General features: G+C 55.6%; 12 protein-coding genes. All 12 read left to right on the forward strand.

Features of this window, described 5'->3' with window-relative positions; translation table 11 throughout:
- The first annotated feature begins 1 nt into the window (after position 1).
- Positions 2 to 3,259: an isoleucine--tRNA ligase gene (locus tag HZA73_07695; GenBank protein ID MBI5805913.1), complete on the forward strand. Its 3,258-nt coding sequence runs from the start codon at positions 2 to 4 to the stop codon at positions 3,257 to 3,259.
- Positions 3,260 to 3,276: 17 nt separating this feature from the next.
- Entirely contained in the window at positions 3,277 to 3,672 is a 396-nt protein-coding gene (locus HZA73_07700; GenBank protein ID MBI5805914.1) for a TraR/DksA C4-type zinc finger protein, read from the forward strand.
- A 9-nt stretch (positions 3,673 to 3,681) separates the two neighbouring features.
- Positions 3,682 to 4,245, forward strand: a complete 564-nt coding sequence (locus HZA73_07705) for a signal peptidase II (protein MBI5805915.1) — start codon at positions 3,682 to 3,684, stop codon at positions 4,243 to 4,245.
- Between the two features lie 252 nt (positions 4,246 to 4,497).
- On the forward strand, positions 4,498 to 6,915 hold the full coding sequence (locus tag HZA73_07710; GenBank protein ID MBI5805916.1) for an LPS-assembly protein LptD: 2,418 nt from the start codon (positions 4,498 to 4,500) through the stop codon (positions 6,913 to 6,915).
- Between the two features lie 104 nt (positions 6,916 to 7,019).
- A complete protein-coding gene (locus HZA73_07715) occupies positions 7,020 to 7,943 on the forward strand; it encodes a M23 family metallopeptidase (protein MBI5805917.1) in 924 nt (307 codons plus the stop codon).
- A gap of 122 nt (positions 7,944 to 8,065) precedes the next feature.
- A complete protein-coding gene (locus HZA73_07720) occupies positions 8,066 to 9,091 on the forward strand; it encodes a CapA family protein (protein MBI5805918.1) in 1,026 nt (341 codons plus the stop codon).
- A 108-nt stretch (positions 9,092 to 9,199) separates the two neighbouring features.
- Positions 9,200 to 9,583 carry a 4Fe-4S binding protein gene (locus HZA73_07725; protein MBI5805919.1) on the forward strand — a complete coding sequence of 128 codons (384 nt, stop codon included), beginning with the start codon at positions 9,200 to 9,202 and terminating at the stop codon, positions 9,581 to 9,583.
- A gap of 137 nt (positions 9,584 to 9,720) precedes the next feature.
- Positions 9,721 to 11,868 (forward strand): aldehyde:ferredoxin oxidoreductase, encoded by a 2,148-nt coding sequence (locus HZA73_07730; protein ID MBI5805920.1) that lies wholly within the window; start codon positions 9,721 to 9,723, stop codon positions 11,866 to 11,868.
- 92 nt (positions 11,869 to 11,960) lie between these two features.
- The gene (locus tag HZA73_07735) at positions 11,961 to 12,413 is read left to right on the forward strand and encodes a D-tyrosyl-tRNA(Tyr) deacylase (protein MBI5805921.1); all 453 of its coding nucleotides are present in this window, start codon (positions 11,961 to 11,963) and stop codon (positions 12,411 to 12,413) included.
- A 130-nt stretch (positions 12,414 to 12,543) separates the two neighbouring features.
- Positions 12,544 to 12,813 (forward strand): 30S ribosomal protein S15, encoded by a 270-nt coding sequence (gene rpsO, locus HZA73_07740; protein ID MBI5805922.1) that lies wholly within the window; start codon positions 12,544 to 12,546, stop codon positions 12,811 to 12,813.
- A gap of 181 nt (positions 12,814 to 12,994) precedes the next feature.
- Entirely contained in the window at positions 12,995 to 15,073 is a 2,079-nt protein-coding gene (gene pnp, locus HZA73_07745; protein ID MBI5805923.1) for a polyribonucleotide nucleotidyltransferase, read from the forward strand.
- 145 nt (positions 15,074 to 15,218) lie between these two features.
- Positions 15,219 to 17,210 (forward strand): S8 family serine peptidase, encoded by a 1,992-nt coding sequence (locus HZA73_07750; protein MBI5805924.1) that lies wholly within the window; start codon positions 15,219 to 15,221, stop codon positions 17,208 to 17,210.
- The last annotated feature ends 25 nt before the right edge of the window (positions 17,211 to 17,235 follow it).

Raw genomic sequence — 17,235 nt, forward strand, 5'->3', positions numbered from 1 at the left:
TATGTACCAGGACGTTCCCCAAAATCTTGACTTTCCCGAACTGGAAAAAAGAATACTGAAATTCTGGGAAGACAACAAGACCTTTGAAAAACTGGCGGCCCGCAATCGCGGCTCGGCCAAGAAATTCCGTTTCGTGGATGGGCCGATCACCGCCAACAACCCCATGGGGGTGCACCACGCCTGGGGCCGCACCTACAAGGACCTCTACCACCGCTACAAGGCCATGCAGGGCTACGACGCCCGCTACCAGAACGGCTTTGACTGCCAGGGTCTGTGGGTGGAGGTGGAGGTGGAAAAGGAGCTGGGCTTCAAGTCCAAGAAGGACATAGAAGCCTACGGCATCGGCAACTTCGTCAATAAGTGCAAGGAGCGGGTGGACAAGTTCTCCCGGATCCAGACCGAGCAGTCCATTCGGCTGGGCCACTGGATGGATTGGGATAACTCCTATTTCACCATGGCCCCGGACAATAATTACGCCATCTGGCATTTTCTTAAAAAATGCCACGACCAGGGCTGGATCTACAAGGGCCGCGACGTGATGCCCTGGTGCACCCGCTGCGGCATAGCCCTCTCGGACATGGAGATCGCCACCGAGGGCTACCAGGAGATGACCCACAAGAGCGTCTACATCCAGCTGCCCATCCTGGGCCGGGAAAAGGAATACCTGCTGGTCTGGACCACCACCCCCTGGACCCTGACCTCCAACACCGCGGTGGCGGTGCACCCCGATTTCACCTATCTTAAGGTGCGCCAGGAGGGGAATGTTTATTACCTGGCCAAGGGCCGCAAGGAGATCCTAAAAAAGGATTACGAAATCATCTCGGAACTTCCCGGACGGGAATTGGTGGGCCTTAAGTATGAAGGGCCGTTCGACCATCTGTCGGCCCAGCAGGGCATAGAGCACCGGACCGTGGCCTGGAAGGAAGTGACCGAGGAGGACGGCACCGGTATGGTGCACATCGCGCCGGGCTGCGGCAAGGAAGACTTTGCCCTTTCCAAAGTTGAGGACCTGAAAGTGGTGGCCCCGCTGGATGAGGCCGGGGTCTACCTGGACGGGTTTGACTGGCTTAGCGGCAAAAATGTCAACGAGGTGGCCGAAGCCATCGGCGAGGACCTGAAGAAACGGGGGGTTCTGTACTATGCCCAAAAGATCACCCATCGCTATCCCGAGTGCTGGCGCTGCCACTCCGAGCTGGTGTTCCGCTTGGTGGACGAGTGGTTCATCAGCATGGGACCGGTCTACGACAAGCCCTACGACCAAGTGACAGCCGAGGAGAAAAAACACAGTCTGCGCTACCGCATCATGGACTCGGTCAAGCAGGCCCGCTGGATCCCGGACTACGGCCTGGACCGGGAGCTGGACTGGCTGAAGAACATGGGCGACTGGTGCATCTCCAAAAAACGCTACTGGGGGCTGGCCCTGCCCATCTTCCAGTGCTCCTGCGGCAACTTTGATGTGGCCGGCGGCTACGAAGATCTCAAATCCCGGACCGTTTCCGGCTGGGATAAATTCGACGGCCGCACCCCACACCGCCCCTGGGTGGACGAGATAAAGATCAAGTGCTCCAAGTGCGGCCAGGACGCTGCCCGCATCCGCGACGTGGGCAATCCCTGGCTGGACGCCGGGATCGTGATGTTCTCCACAGTTATGCCGCCGGAAAAATGCTTTACTCCGGACAAGGAGAAGTCCGGGAAATACCGTTACGATCCTTCCCAGGCCTATCCCGTCAACCGGGAGTACTGGCAGCAGTGGTTTCCGGCCGAGTTCATCACCGAGTGTTTTCCCGGCCAGTTCCGCAACTGGTTCTATGCCATTCTGACCATGAGCACGGTGCTGGAGGGACGGGCGCCCTTTGAATGCCTGCTGGGCCACGCCCTGGTCAAGGACGAGAAGGGCGATGACATGCACAAGTCGGCGGGCAACTCAATTCCCTTTGACGAGGCGGCCGGAAAGATCGGGGCGGACCTGATGCGCTGGGTGTTCTGCTGCCAGAATCCGGTGCAGAACCTGAATTTCGGCTACCACATGGCCACCGAGTTCAAACGCAAGCTGCTGACCCTGCACAACGTCTATTCCTTCTACATTACCTACGCCAAGCTGGACGGGTTCGTTCCTAAAGGGAAAAGCCTGGACAAATGCGGGCTTTCCCTGCTGGACCGCTGGATCCTGTCCGAGCTGAACCTGCTGGTGAAGAACACCCGCCAGAATCTGGACAACTACGATGCGGCCTTGGCCTGCAAGAAACTGGAATCATTCACCGAGGACCTTTCCACCTGGTACGTGCGGCGGTCCCGGCGGCGCTTCTGGAAATCGGAGTCCGACTCCGACAAAGAGGCCGCCTACCTGACGCTGTACACCTGCCTGGAGACCCTGATAAGACTGATGTCGCCCATCATGCCTTTCTGGGCCGAGGAGATGTACCAGAACCTGGTGCGGTCAATTGACGCCTCGGCGCCCCAGAGCGTCCACCTGACCGTCTATCCCCAGGCCGACGAAAAAATGACGGACCAGAAACTCTCGCAGGAGATGGAGGTGGTCCGCAAGGTGGTCTCGCTGGGCCACGCCGCCCGCAAAGAGGCCAAGATGAAGGTGCGCCAACCGCTAGCCCGGCTTCTATTCAAGGGTGATCAGACCGCCAATTGGGATGCGGTGCTAAGGCACCAGGAGATCATCCGGGACGAGGTCAACATCAAGGCGGTGGAGCAAGCGGCCGATGCCGACAGCCTGGTGGACTACCAGGCCAAAGGGTTGGTCTCCAAACTGGGACCAAAGTTCGGCCCCAACGCCAAAGCCATAGCCGAAGAGTTATTAAAACTTGACGGACGGCAGGTGAAAACATTTAAAGCCCAGGGCAGATATTCCATTCAAATACCGGCTGGTCAATTTGAGGTCGAAACCGGGGACGCGGAGATCACCGCCGTCTCCAAACCCGGGCTAATGGTCAAGGAGGAAGGCGGAGATCTGGCAGCTTTGGACATCACTTTGACCCCGGAGCTGACCGCCGAGGGCTGTGCCCGTGAGCTGGTGCACGGTATCCAGAACATCCGCAAGGAGTCCGGCTTTGAGGTCTCCGACCGGATCAATGTCTATTACAGCACGGACCCCGAACTGGCGGCGGCCATCATTAAATTCAAGACCTATATCATGAACGAGACCCTGGCCCTGGAATTAAAAACGGGATCGCCGGAAACAGCCGGGCAGCAGATGCAAATCAACGGCCATCCCATCAACTTAGTCATAGAACAGGTAAAATCCTAAGGAGGTATCAACCCGGCATGAACAAAAAAGACCTGCAAAAGTACGAGGCCATCCTGCTGGACGAAAGGAAGCGCTTTATCACCGAGCTGGCTCAGATCAAAAGCGAGGGGCTGATGGCCAGTCAGAAGGAATCGTCCGGGGATCTTTCCTCGGCTTCCTACCACCCGGCCGACCAGGGCTCCGACACCATGGAAAAAGAAAAGAGCGTGTTCCTGGCCTCCAGCAAGGGCAACGAGCTGTACGAGATCGACCAGGCCCTGATGAGGGCCAAGGACGGCAAGTTCGGGATCTGCGATAGCTGCGGCAAAGAGGTTGATCCGGCCAGGCTGGAGGCCATGCCCTACGCCCGGTACTGCATCAAATGCAGCCGTCAGGCCGAACAGATCGTCAAGAACGGCAACAAGGAACAGTAAGGGGCTTTTGTGACTGAAATACGACTGCGCAACCGCATTGTCATAATCGCGGTGACATTGGGTGTGTTTGTGCTGGACCGCTGGACCAAGCTTTTGGTGGAATCCCGTCTGGCCCTGGGGGAAAGCCATGAAGTATTGGGCAAGGTTCTGCAATTCACCCACATTACCAACAGCAACGGAGTGATGGGCATTTCCTTTGGCCCATTCAGCCGCTACCTGATGCTGCCCCTGTCGCTTCTGGCCATCACTGCCATACTATATTTTTACCTTCGCAGCCAGAGCCGGAGCCTATTGGCGGCACTAGCCACCGGTTCCATCCTGGGCGGGGCGGCCGGCAACATGCTGGACAGGTTCCGCACCGGGGCGGTGACCGACTTCATAGACTGCGACATGCCGGACATCATCATTCACCCGTTCCAGGCGGGGATCCTCAAATTCCCGGGCTTTTACCTGGACCGCTGGTACACCTTCAACATAGCCGACAGCGCGGTGATGGTGGGAGTGGCCCTGATGATCGTCATTACCATAAAAGAAGAATACCGGGCTGGTGCCGGCCCAGCCGCAGATAAATGATGTAATATTTTGACTGATTTTTAATCTCACTAAGCCACAGAGAACACTAAGAGGTTATCCATACATATTATTTTTTTAGTCTGAAGACAGTTGACGGGAGAATCTTTTTACATTATTAATGATTTACTAAAAATCTTTGTGTGCTTTGTGGCTCTGTATGAATAAAAGGCCCACCAGGCTTAAGAATTTTAAAGCAACAGATAAAACGTTTTTTCTACGATGATAAAACTCCGGCGACATAGGCGGCGGCCCTTGGGGTACTGGCCGCTGTTTTTGTTTTTGGCAGCCTTCAGTCTGACGGCCGTTCCGGAGCCGCTGTGTGGCCAGATATCAGCGCCGCCGGCGGAAACAGGGGCCGCCGATTCGCTGCCGGGGGTATCAGATGTTTCTGCCTGGCCTGATTCTTCAAAATCCAAGAAAGACAGCAACATCAAAACTGTTTCCAACGAATGGGACCTGGCCAATGACGACACCACCAAAACCGCCATTCGTTATCTGGCAGACAAGATAGACTACCGGCTGGACCTGAGCCTGATCAACCTGACCGGAAAGGCCGAGGTGCGATACAAGGAGATAAAAGTTACCGGGGACAGCATCAGCCTGGACACCAAGAACCAGATGCTGACCGTGGACAAAAGTCCGGTGCTGTACGACGGCAAGGAGCCCATCAGGGGCGACCGGATGGTCTATGATTTCAAGACCCGGCTGGGCTGGATATACAACGGCAACACCGATTTCAACAAGGGCCGCTACTGGGGGCGCCGGGTCCGTCAGGTGGACGACCGGGTGCTTAACATCGACTACGGCCGCTACACCACCTGTGACTGCGATACACCGCACTTTTACTTCTGGTCGCGGCAGATGAAGATCTATCTTAATGACAAGATCGTGGCCCAGCCGGTGCTCTTATGCTTCAAAGGGATCCCGGTGCTGGCCATCCCCTTCTGGTTCTTTCCCATGCGCAAGGAAAGGCATTCCGGCTTTTTGATGCCCCGGTTCGGCAGCAACAACTACGAGGGGGCATTCGTCAAGAACCTGGCCTATTATCAGGTGTTCAACGACCGATCTGACGCCACAGCTTCGGCTGACTTCCTGGAAAACATCGGTTGGCGGGGAAATTTTGAGGCCCGCTACATGATGCCGCCCAGGTTTACTTCCACTTTGAATTTTTCCTACCAGAATGACCGGAACACAGGCTACCAGCGCTGGAGCCTGAACGGATTATACAGCCAGGTGCTGGGCAAGAGGACCTATCTCAACGGCAACGCCAATTTCGTCAGCGACCGCAACTATTACACCGATTTTTCTGAAAACCGCGCCGTCCGGATGGACCGCAACCTGCATTCCTACCTGGCAGTCAACACCCCCTTGTCCAACATCGCCAGCCTGACCGGGGCGGTGGACCACGACAACAACCTGGAAACTGAGACCAAAAGCAGCCGATTGCCGGAAGTCACCGTCAGCCTTTACCGCAAGGATATCATCAAGGGCTTGCTGGGATTCTCAGGAACCTCCCACTTTCTGGCTACGGACAAGAGGGATACGCTGATGACCGAAAAACACCAAGGCTGGGAGAATAACATCAATTTGGATGCCACCTTCAATGTTTTACGCTGGATAAACCTGAACCCCAACGCAAAAGTATCCGGCACCTGGTATGATCGTGACACCAGCCAGAACCGCAACTCCCTGCGCTGGCTTTACGGCGGCGGAATAGGCGCCAGTACCACCATTTACGGCCTGCTGGAATTCGGGAACCGCAAGCTCAAGGCTCTGCGTCATGTGGTAAAACCCCAGGCCTCATTTTCCTACACCCCCAAGATAGACCAGGGCAGGTTCTATGGCTTTTTGGGCAGTGGACAGAGTGAAAGCAGAAACATGGGTTATAGACTGGAACAGCAGTTCCAAGCCAAGATTAAAAAAGACACCACGGAACGGAAGATAGACCTGCTGATCATATACTCGAACACCAGTTATAATTTCCTGGCTACAGGTGAAAAGTGGAGCGAACTTTCCAGCGATGTTCAATTATTGCCCAATCTAAGCCCATTGAATTGCCGGTTTTCCTGGGTTTACAACTTTTATCAGAAGAGGAACCAATCCGCCAGGTTGGACATGAGTTACGGTATTTCCGGCAAATGGCTGGGCTGGCTGGAGCCCAAGGACTCGGCCCTGGTTTTAGCAGATTCAACGGATTCCATCGCCGCCGGAATGCAAACCGATACTTTGACCAAAGCTGCCGTCTTACCGGCTGATACCCTGTCTGCTGACAGTCTGACAATACAAGGCAGCGACAGTTTGGGGGCTAAGCCGGATACCACCGCCATCCCAGTCCCGAAACCAGCCAAGGGACTGCCCTGGTCAATCAATTTTGGTTTCGGCCAGAACTGGCTTAAAAACATGGGGGTTACCGGTTCTGACTTGAACGGTTCGGTCAATTTCAACCTGACCAGGAACTGGAACGTCAGTTACCACCGTTACTATAACATAAAAACCGGGGAGATGATCACCCAGGACTATTCATTGTTCCGGGATCTGCATTGCTGGGAGGCCAGGTTTTCCAGCAGCAAGAGCCGGGATAACTGGTCCTACGCCTTCATCATCAGGTTGAAGGCCATACCCGAGGTCAAGGTGGAGACCAAGTCGGGCCGAGTGGTGGGGTACCAATAAACACAGCAGATTTCGCTTGACAAACGTTACATTTTTATGTTATCTTTATACTGGGACTGAAGCCTATTCAGGTTTTGGCAATCTTTTCTATTTAACAGATATTTATGGCCATCAAGGACAAGACATATTTAACCCTGATAATAGTACCGCATCAAAGCGGCCGGACCGTCACTTTAAGGCTGCCCACCTGGGCCGCCAAGACACTGGCTGTTTTAGCCGTTTTCATCCTATTGGGCCTGGCGCTAGTGACCACCGGCTATGTCAACAAAGTAGTAGACGTCTCTATGCTGCAGACCCTGAAACTGGAGAACCGGATACTGCGTGATAAGGTTTCTGAATTCGGAAAAACCCTGGCCGGACTGCAGGGCCAGATCAATGATTTCGTCAGCTTCGATTCCAAGGTTCGGATGATGACAGGTCTGTCTCCCATTGACCCGGATGTCCGGAGGGTGGGTGTGGGCGGTTTGGCTCCGGCTCCATTGCCCGAGGGGATCACCCCCGGCACCGCCGCCAGCCTGCAGACAGTACAGCAGGACCTGGAGAAGCTGGACCGGGAAGCCCGCCTGCAGCTGGAAAGTTTTGAGGCCATTGTTTCCGCCTTAAGCGAAAAACAGGAGATGTGGAACCACCTTCCCTCGATCCAGCCTACTCCGGGATGGATCATCAGCACCTTCGGCGTGCGGCGCGATCCGCTGGTGGGCGAGCTGCGGATGCACGAGGGGATAGACATCTCCGGTCCAGACGGAACCATCATTGCGGCCCCGGCCGCCGGGTCGGTCAAGTTCGTGGGCTACCGCAACAACTACGGCCTTTGTCTGGAACTGGACCACGGATACGGGATATCCACCAGGTATGCCCACTGCTCACTCATCAAAGTATCGGTGGGGCAGAATGTGAGCCGGGGCCAGGTAGTGGCTCTGGTGGGCCAGACCGGCCGGGTGACCGGGCCCCATCTGCATTACGAAGTGATGGTCAACGGACAGCCCAAAGATCCCGGCAGCTATATCCTGGCCGCCCGGATGTTTTGATACTGTTTGTCCCAGGTATTTTTTCCCAGTTCATTTTATGGTATAATGGACTGGGTTTTTTTATGGCCGGGACACCTTACCACTGAAACACGGAATAAAAGAAATAATTATCAGGTTATCAGATGCGAGCATTAAAAACATTCATTCTTCTAACTTTCACCATATTCTTACCGGCATGGGCGCAGAGAGATTCTGGAACTGTTTCAATTTTGGCGGTGGGTGATGTGATGACCGGCGGGAGCATGGCGCCCTGGGCCAACGATAGCGGGCCGGATTATCCCTTCGCCAACACCGGTTCCCTGATCCGCCAGGCAGACATCGCCGTCTGCAACCTGGAGGCGCCCTACGGCACCAAGGGAAAAGCTTTTAACAAGAAGTTCACCTTCCTGGTCCCGCCCCGGCTGGCCGCCGGCATAAAGGAAGCCGGTTTTGACGTGGTGGCCCTGGCCAACAACCATATGATGGACTATGGCCCGGAGCCGCTTAAAGCCACCATGGTCTTGTTGGATTCATTAGGCATAGCTCATAGCGGCGCGGGGATGACACTGGCCGAGGCTCGGAAACCCGCCATTGTGGAAAGAAACGGGATCAAAGTGGCTTTTCTTTCCTATTCCCGGGTGCACCCCACCCAGTTTTGGGCTACAGCCAAGAGGGCCGGGACCGCTCCGGCTTATGAGAACCAGATAAAAGAGGACATCCAAAGTTCCCAGGAACTGGCGGACATCGTTGTCGTTTCCTTTCACTGGGGGGCGGAGTTGATGGACACAGCCAAGCTTTACCAAAGGACCCTGGCGCATTTTTGCATCGATAACGGGGCGGACCTGGTGCTGGGGCACCATCCCCATATCCTGCAGGGGCTGGAGCTATACAAGGGAAAGCTGATCGCCTACAGCTTGGGGAATTTCGCCTTTGGTTCCCGCAGCCGGAAATGCACCGAGAGCGTGATCTTGAAAACAAACTTTTATCCCACCGGCCTGAAACGGATTGAGCTAATACCCTTGTGCGTGGACAACAATAAAGTGTTCTTTAAACCCACGCCGTTGAAGGGGCCGGAAGGATTGGCCGTGCTGTCAAACCTGTCCCGGCTTTCCAGGGATCTGGGGTTTGAGTTTGTGCCCAGTGACAGCACTGCAGTGGTGGAGTTCTAAGATCTTTTATCCTTGATTTTGGGGCTGTTTGATGCTAAAATGAAAATCCAATATCTGAAAAAACCAAAAAACCAAAATAATCATATAAACCACACGAGGTCAAACCAAATGAAGTATCTCAAGACCAGTCCGGCCAAATGCAAAGGGGTGCGGGCCTGCGAGAAGATATGCTCCAAGACCTTCTTCAAGACCGAGGATCCCGCCAAGTCGGCCATCCAGGTCAAGGAAGCGGACGGAAAGTTCGAGATCAATGTCTGCAACCAGTGCGGGGAGTGCATGCCGGTCTGCCCGGTGGTGGCCCTCAAGCGCAACAAGCAAGGGGTGGTGATGCTGGATAAAAAGCTTTGCGTGGGCTGCCTGATGTGTGTGGGCTACTGCCCCACCCTTTCTATGCGCACCCATCCCGAGCTGAGGGAGCCCTTCAAGTGCGTGGCCTGCGGGGCCTGTGTCAAGGCCTGCCCCGAGAAGGCGCTGGAGATAGCGGAGAAATAATCTTATAAACGTAAGGGCACGATGCATCGTGCCCCAACCGATAGTAAGGGCGGGTTTTAAACCCGCCCCAATCAGGAGAAAAAATGGAAGAGAACAAGGTCTTTGAATATACCAGGTACACCCAGGACATCGAGGCGATGAAGGCGGCCCATAAAGTGCTGGCCGAATATACTTTTACCCCCAGCCTGCCCCAAAGGGGCTACAACAACCGCTCCCTGCATGTCGATCTGAGCACTTTCAAGATCACCGAAAAGAAGATCGATGAAAAGATGAAAGAGGTGTTCACCGGCGGGAGGGGTTTTGGCCTGAAATACCTGTGGGACGCCATCAAGCCCGACACCAAGTGGAACGACCCGGAGAACGACATCATCATCTCCCCCGGTCCCATCTGCGGCATCACCCAGTACCCGGGGGCCGGCAAGTCGCTGGTGGTCACCCTGTCGCCTATCACCAACATCCCCATCGATTCCAATGTGGGCGGATATTTCGGCCCGCTGATGAAGTTCTCAGGCTTCGACGCACTGGAGATCCAGGGCAAGGCCAAAGAGGACGTGATCGTGGTGCTGGATGGGGTCAAGGGCAAAGTGACCATCGAGACCGCGCCCAAAGAGTCGCTGGATTCCCACATCGCGGCCGAGCAGTTCACCCACCAGTACGCCGCAGATGAGGCCGACCTGCGCAACGTCTCGGTGGTAAGCTCCGGGGCCGCCGCCGCCCACAGCCTGATCGGCTGCCTCAACTTCAGCTATTACGACGTGCGGCGCAAGGTGACCCGGCTTAAGCAGGCCGGCCGGGGCGGCATCGGCACGGTGTTTAGGGACAAGAAGATAAAGGCCCTGATCGTCCACGGGCCACAGGTGAAGGGCGACATGAACCATCCGGCCGACCTGGGACGGATCCAGCGGGCCGGGGTCCGCCTGCACAGGGAGATGCACGACTTCGACGACAAGATGTGCGGGATGCGCAAGGTGGGCACCACCAATATCGTCGGCGTGATGAACTCCTACGACCTGCTGCCGGTGATGAACTTCCAGTACGGCAGCCATGTGGACGCCCCCAAGATAGACAAGACCACCTGGATCAAGCAGTTCACCCAGGGCATCCCGGACGGCTGCTGGTACGGCTGTTCCATGGCCTGCGCCCACGGGGTGGACGAGTTCGCCCTGCGCACCGGACCCTATAAGGGTCATAAAGTGGTGGTGGACGGGCCGGAATACGAGACCGCGGCCGGCTGCGGCTCCAACTGCGGGATCTTCGATCCGTTATGGGTGATAGAATGCAACTTCTACTGCGACACCTACGGCATAGACACCATCAGCTTCGGCACCATCACCGGCTTCGTGATGGAGTGCTGGCAGAGGGGCATCCTTACGCCTGAGCGCACCGGGGGGCTGGACCTAAGCTGGGGCAACGGGGAATCGCAATTGGAACTGATGCACCAGATGGCCCGGGGCGAGGGTTTCGGCCTGATCGCCGGGCAGGGGGTGCAGCGGATGAAGCGGATATTCGCCGATAAGGGCTGGGGAGACTTCGCCTTTCTTACGGACATCGGGCTGGAGGGCAAGGGGCTGGAGCAGTCGGAATACATGTCAAAAGAGTCGCTGGCCCAGCAGGGCGGCTACTATCTCACCAACAAGGGCCCCCAACACGACGAGGCCTGGGTGATCTTCATGGACATGGTCAACAACCAGATCCCCAGCTTTGAGGACAAGGCAGAGGCCCTGTACTATTTCCCGATGTTCCGCACCTGGTTCGGGCTGAACGGCCTGTGCAAGCTGCCCTGGAACGACATCGAGCCCGGGGACAACCGCACCAAGAACGCCCCCATGGACGCGGCCAAGGTGCCGGAACACGTCCAGAACTACGTTGACCTTTTCTCCGGGGTCACCGGCCGCGAGATCACCAAGGAGGAGATCATCAAGATGTCGGAGCGGGTCTACCAGTTCCAGCGGGTTTTCGACCTGAGAATGGGCAAGGGGGTCAGAAAATACGACCAGCCGCCCTACCGGGCCATGGGGCCGGTCACCAAAGAGGAATACGATTCCCGCCAGGAGCGCTATGACAAGCAGCTGAAGGACTGGATGCAGATAGACCCGGCCGGAAAATCCACCGAGGAGAAGATGGCCCTGCACCGCAAGTACCGGGAGGACCGCTACCAGAAACTGGTGGAGGCGGTCTACAAGCGCCGGGGCTGGACCGCCGACGGGGTCCCCACCCTGGAGACCCTGAAGCGTAACGGGATAGATTTTCCCGATGTGGTGGAAGTGGTGGCCAAGCACCAGTAGGCAAAATTCAAATTGCAAAATGTAAATTTAAAAATCAAAGGGCAACGAGCAATATTTTGCAATATGACATTTGCATTTAAAAATTTGCAATCATGCGGTTAGTCATCCAACGGGTCTCATCCGCCAGCGTGTCGGTCGATGGCGCAGTGATCGGGAAGATCGGCAAGGGCCTCTGTATCCTCTGCGGGTTCACCCACGGGGACACCGAGTCGACCGCGGAGCAGATGGCCGCCAAGTGCCTAAATCTGAGGATCTTCGAGGACGGCGAGGGCAAGATGAACCTGTCGCTGGCAGACATCAAGGGTGCGGTGCTGGTTGTCTCCCAGTTCACCCTGTACGCCGACTGCAAAAAGGGGAGGAGGCCGTCCTTCACCAACTCGGCTGACCCAGATAAAGCTGAAAAGCTTTATGAAAAATTCGTGGAAATACTCAAAAACTCAGGTACCGAGGTTCAGACCGGAAGCTTTGGGGCCAAGATGATGGTCGAGATCCAGAACGACGGGCCGGTGACCATTATGCTGGACTCAGACGATCTGGGCCTGTAAGGTTCTATTTACAGTTGACTTACGGGTCATAAATAGGGTATAATTACAGGTCATTTAACCCTGCCCTGCCTGCCCCTCTTCGCAGGTTGCGGCGTATCAAAAACAACCCATTTTAGGAGACGGAAAGACCATGCCTTTGCAAAAGGAAAAGAAGCAGGAAGTGATCACAGTCCACAAGAAGCACGAGAGCGACACCGGGAGCCCCGAGGTCCAGATCGCCCTGCTGACCGAGCGGATCAACCAGCTGACCGGGCACCTCAAGGCCAACAAGAAGGATCATGCCTCGCGGCGCGGGCTGCTGATGATGGTGGGCCGCCGGCGGAGACTTTTGGATTATCTTCTCAAACGTCATGCTGCACGCTACCGGGCCATCGTGGAAAAATTAGACTTAAGGAAGTAAAATCCGCTTGCGCTTAATGATTGTCTTCTTCAAGCGCCATAGCTTCAGCGGAGGCACTTTGAGGGGCGATTTTACGGTTAAAATCGCCCCTTGTCATTAACCTAACCGGAACAATTCCTCCCGGACAAAAAAGCCGGGAGAAGCCCAGACTCAAGGAGCCTGGGACAAAAAAGGAGGTTTTATGGTTCATACCAAGGAAATGGAGATCGGCGGCCGCAAACTCATCATCGAGACCGGCAGGATCGCCAAACAGGCCCACGGCTCGGTGACGGTGCGCTGCGGAGGGACCGTGGTGCTGGCGACAGCAGTAGGCTCCGATTCGCCCCGGGAGGGAATCGATTTCTTTCCCCTGTCGGTGGAATACCGGGAGCAGGCCTATGCCGCCGGAAGGATCCCCGGAGGATTCTTCAAGCGCGAGGGCAAGCCCCGGGACAAGGAGATTCTTTCGGCCCGGCTGATAGACCGGCCCATCAGGCCGTTGTTCCCAGAAGGCTACCGGAACGAAGTGCAGATAGTCTGCCTGATCCTTTCGGCCGACCGGGAGAACGATGCCGACATCCTGGGTCTGACCGGTGCCTCGGCCGCCCTGTCGCTGTCCGACATTCCCTTTAACGGGCCGATAGCCGCGGTGCGGGTGGGCAAGGTGGGGAACGATTTCATCATCAATCCCACCTTTCAGCAACTGGAGCAGAGCCGGCTGGACATAGTGATCGCCGGCAGCAAGGATTCCATCACCATGGTGGAGGCCGGGGCCCGCGAGGTCTCGGAGATAGAGATCATCGAGGCCATCGAATTCGGGCATAATTACATCAAGCAAATCATCGCCCTGCAGGACGAACTGGTGGCCCTGTGCGGCAAACCCAAACGCAAGGTGGAGATCGTCCCGGTCAACCAGGCACTGCTGGAAAAGGTCAAAGGTTTGACCATTGACAAGATCCAGGCGGCCAATGTCCTGCCCCACAAGGAAGAGCGGCAGGATGCCATCAAGAAGATCTGCCAGGATGCCGCCGAGGCTCTGAAGGAAGAATTCACCGAGACCGGCAAGCAGATCAACGCCATGGTGGAGGAGATCCAAAGCCACGACCTGCGGGAGCGGATATTAAGCAAGGGCCAGCGGGCCGACGGCCGGAGCCTGACCCAGATCCGGCCCATCACCGGGGAGATTGGGTTTCTGCCCCGGACCCACGGTTCGGCAATCTTCACCCGGGGCGAGACCCAGAGCCTGGCGGTGACCACTCTGGGCACGGCCTCCGACGAACAGCGGATCGAGGACCTGGAGGGTGAGTACTCCAAGAGCTACATGTTGCACTACAACTTTCCGCCATTCTCGGTGGGCGAGGTCAAGCCCATCCGGGGACCGGGACGGCGGGAGATCGGGCACGGCGCCCTGGCCGAGCGGGCGGTGGCCCCGGTGATACCATCCGAAGATATTTTTCCCTATACGGTCCGGGTGGTCTCCGACATCCTGGAATCGAACGGCTCATCCTCCATGGCCTCGGTCTGCGGAGCCTCGCTTTCGCTGATGGACGCCGGGGTGCCCATCAAGGCGCCGGTGGCGGGCATCGCCATGGGTCTGGTGATGGAGCAGGGCCGGGTGGCCATCCTTTCCGACATCATGGGGCTGGAGGATCACCTGGGCGACATGGACTTTAAGGTGGCCGGCACCAGGGACGGCATTACCGCCCTGCAGCTGGACATCAAGGTGCAGGGATTGAACAAGGATATCCTGGAAAAGGCCCTGGCCCAGGCCCACCAGGGGCGGATGCACATCCTGGGCGAGATGGAGAAGATCATCTCCGCACCCAATGCCGAGATCTCGGTCTATGCACCCAGGATATTGGCGTTGAACATTCCAGTAGAGAAGATCGGGATGATCATCGGACCCGGCGGTAAGATGATCCGGGCTTTGCAGGAGGAATTTTCGGTCAAAATTGACATCAGCGACGAAGGCAAGGTCACCATCGCTTCAGTCGATGTGGGCGGAGCCCAGGCCTGCTTTGAGAAGATCAAAGCCATGACGGTGGAAGCCGAGATGGGCCGGATCTACCAGGGCCGGGTGGTGAAGATCATGAACTTTGGGGCCTTTGTGGAATTCATGCCGGGCACCGAGGGGCTGGTCCATATCTCCGAGCTGGACAAGACCCGGGTCAACAAGGTGGAGGACATTGTCAAGGAGGGAGACTCCATTACGGTCAAGCTGATCAAAGTTGATCCCGATACCGGGAAGTACAGCCTTTCCCGCAAGCAGGCATTGGCTTAGTTTTCAGCCTAATACAAGTTTCAGGCCACGGAAAAAGCGCTCCGCATTTAGCGGAGCGCTTTTTCTCTTGCTTTTTCAAGCCGTTGGTGATATAAATACAGTTTAGTTGGTTGGGGGATTGAACAGATAAAATTTAAGGTGAAAAATGAAAAAAATATTATATGCCACGCTGGGCCTTATTATCACCTCTTCAATCTGCACCGGAGCTTTTGAAATCGAACGAAAGGTTTCCGGCCGTCTGTGGCAGTCGTATATCCGAAGCGCTGCCGGGGAACAGCTTGTTTGCTGGATAAAATTCAAGGATAAAGGCGGAGAGAAAAGATTCCCGGTTCTCTCTTCCGCCGCCGAAAAAAGAAGGGCCAAGGCAGGAAGATCTTTAAGCTACGGCGATCTGCCGGTAAATGCCGATTACCTCAGAATGGTTAAGGAAAGCGGAGGAAAGATCAGGGTTGTCAGTTCCTGGCTGAATTCGGTGAGCGGGCAGTTCACCAAACAGCAATTGGATAAGGTTGCAGCATTGGATTGCGTAGAAAGGATTGACCTGGTTTCGGTTTTCACTGCTCCGTCGCCGGAAGTCACAGAAGCCGAGACAAAACCCAAAGCAGTTTCAGCCCTGGATTACGGCTATGCCGGCACCCAAATAAAACTGCTTCGCATCAACGAGCTTCACGATCTGGGTTACACCGGAGCAGGTATCCGTATTTTGATCATCGATACCGGTTTTGACAGGTTGCATCAGGCCCTTTTGAGTGTCAGCGTATTAGCCGAGCGGGATTTTCAAAGAATTGTGCATCCCCGGGATCAATATGGAGATGAAGATACTTTAGTTTGGCGGCCAGACAGCATTACCTCATTTGAGTATATTCAGGATACCACCAGACAACAGACCCAGCATGGTACAGCCATGCTTTCCATTGTCGGGGCAAACATGCCTGGTACCCTGATCGGCAGCGCCTACAATGCCGATTTTGTGCTGGCCAAAACCGAAAAGTTATTCTCCTATAATGGGACTTATACGGATATTTACCAGGAAGAGGATTGGTGGGTGGCGGCTTTGCAGTGGGGCGATAGTATGGGTGTGGATATTGCTACCAGTTCCTTGGCCTATCGGCAGTGGGGGGATACCACGTTCAGGGCTTCCTATACTTACAGCCAGATGAACGGCGAGGTGGCATTTTGCAGCCAAGCCGCTGACAGTGCTGTTTCCCGCGGAATAGTTGTACTGAATGCCAATGGTAACGTCAGTAGCAACACCAGGCCCGACACCTGCATCGTGGCCCCGGCCGATGCTAAAAACGTTATTTCGGTGGGAGGGGTTTGGCCCACTACACAATTGTGGGCTAGTCCTGCGGCCGGCGGTGGAACTGCCACCGGTCCCACGGCGGACAGCATCAAGATAAAACGTTTTGGCGGAAGCGATTCAGCATGGATCAGAAGGATCAAGCCGGACATAGCCTCCGCCTGGCTAAACGCATTTGCCAACAATATGGACACTGTCAGTTACAGCCAGATACTCAATGGAACCGGGACGTCTGGGGCTACTGCTCTGACCGCTGGTCTGTGCGCCCTGCTGCTGGAGGCTCATCCAACCTGGGGTCCCAAGCAGGTGATGGATGCCATAAAATACAGCGGTAGCAACCGCTATACCGTGGAAACTTACCTGGCGCACCCCGAAAGCATCGGTACCGGTCAAAGCAATTTTGCCGCCATGACCTCAGGACACCGTTATTATATCGACAGCACCGGCACCGTACTAGATATGTTGGATGCTTACCGCATAGGCTGGGGCATACCCGACGGGGTGGCGGCTTTGAACTACACCGGGGTGGAGCAACTTCCTCCGGACAATAATATATATATGGGGTTCCAATTGTATCCCAACGCTCCCAATCCTGTCAACAATGAAACAATTATTTCCTACCGATTGCCTAAAGCATCCAGGGTTTCATTGGGCATATACAATATCCTGGGGCAACCGGTCCGGAGGATAGATCTGGGCATACGGCCGCAAGGGAGCCATAGTATAAAATGGGATGGCTGTGATGCTAACAGATCAAAAGTGTCATCCGGAGTGTATCTCTACCGCCTGGTAGCGGGTGAGTTCAAAGCAACCGGTAAGATGCTGATCGTCAGATAATATGGTTTTGAATGGTGAACAAAAA

It is taken from the genome of candidate division TA06 bacterium (genome assembly GCA_016235665.1).
Lineage (GTDB): Bacteria > Edwardsbacteria > AC1 > AC1 > EtOH8 > UBA5202.

Bases quoted from the DNA above. Each gene is read 5' to 3' on its own strand.
- HZA73_07695 (MBI5805913.1), top strand. From the start codon at position 2: ATGTACCAGGACGTTCCCCAAAATCTTGACTTTCCCGAACTGGAAAAA.
- HZA73_07700 (MBI5805914.1), top strand. From the start codon at position 3,277: ATGAACAAAAAAGACCTGCAAAAGTACGAGGCCATCCTGCTGGACGAA.
- HZA73_07715 (MBI5805917.1), top strand. From the start codon at position 7,020: ATGGCCATCAAGGACAAGACATATTTAACCCTGATAATAGTACCGCAT.
- HZA73_07720 (MBI5805918.1), top strand. From the start codon at position 8,066: ATGCGAGCATTAAAAACATTCATTCTTCTAACTTTCACCATATTCTTA.
- HZA73_07725 (MBI5805919.1), top strand. From the start codon at position 9,200: ATGAAGTATCTCAAGACCAGTCCGGCCAAATGCAAAGGGGTGCGGGCC.
- HZA73_07730 (MBI5805920.1), top strand. From the start codon at position 9,721: ATGAAGGCGGCCCATAAAGTGCTGGCCGAATATACTTTTACCCCCAGC.
- HZA73_07735 (MBI5805921.1), top strand. From the start codon at position 11,961: ATGCGGTTAGTCATCCAACGGGTCTCATCCGCCAGCGTGTCGGTCGAT.
- rpsO (MBI5805922.1), top strand. From the start codon at position 12,544: ATGCCTTTGCAAAAGGAAAAGAAGCAGGAAGTGATCACAGTCCACAAG.
- pnp (MBI5805923.1), top strand. From the start codon at position 12,995: ATGGTTCATACCAAGGAAATGGAGATCGGCGGCCGCAAACTCATCATC.
- HZA73_07750 (MBI5805924.1), top strand. From the start codon at position 15,219: ATGAAAAAAATATTATATGCCACGCTGGGCCTTATTATCACCTCTTCA.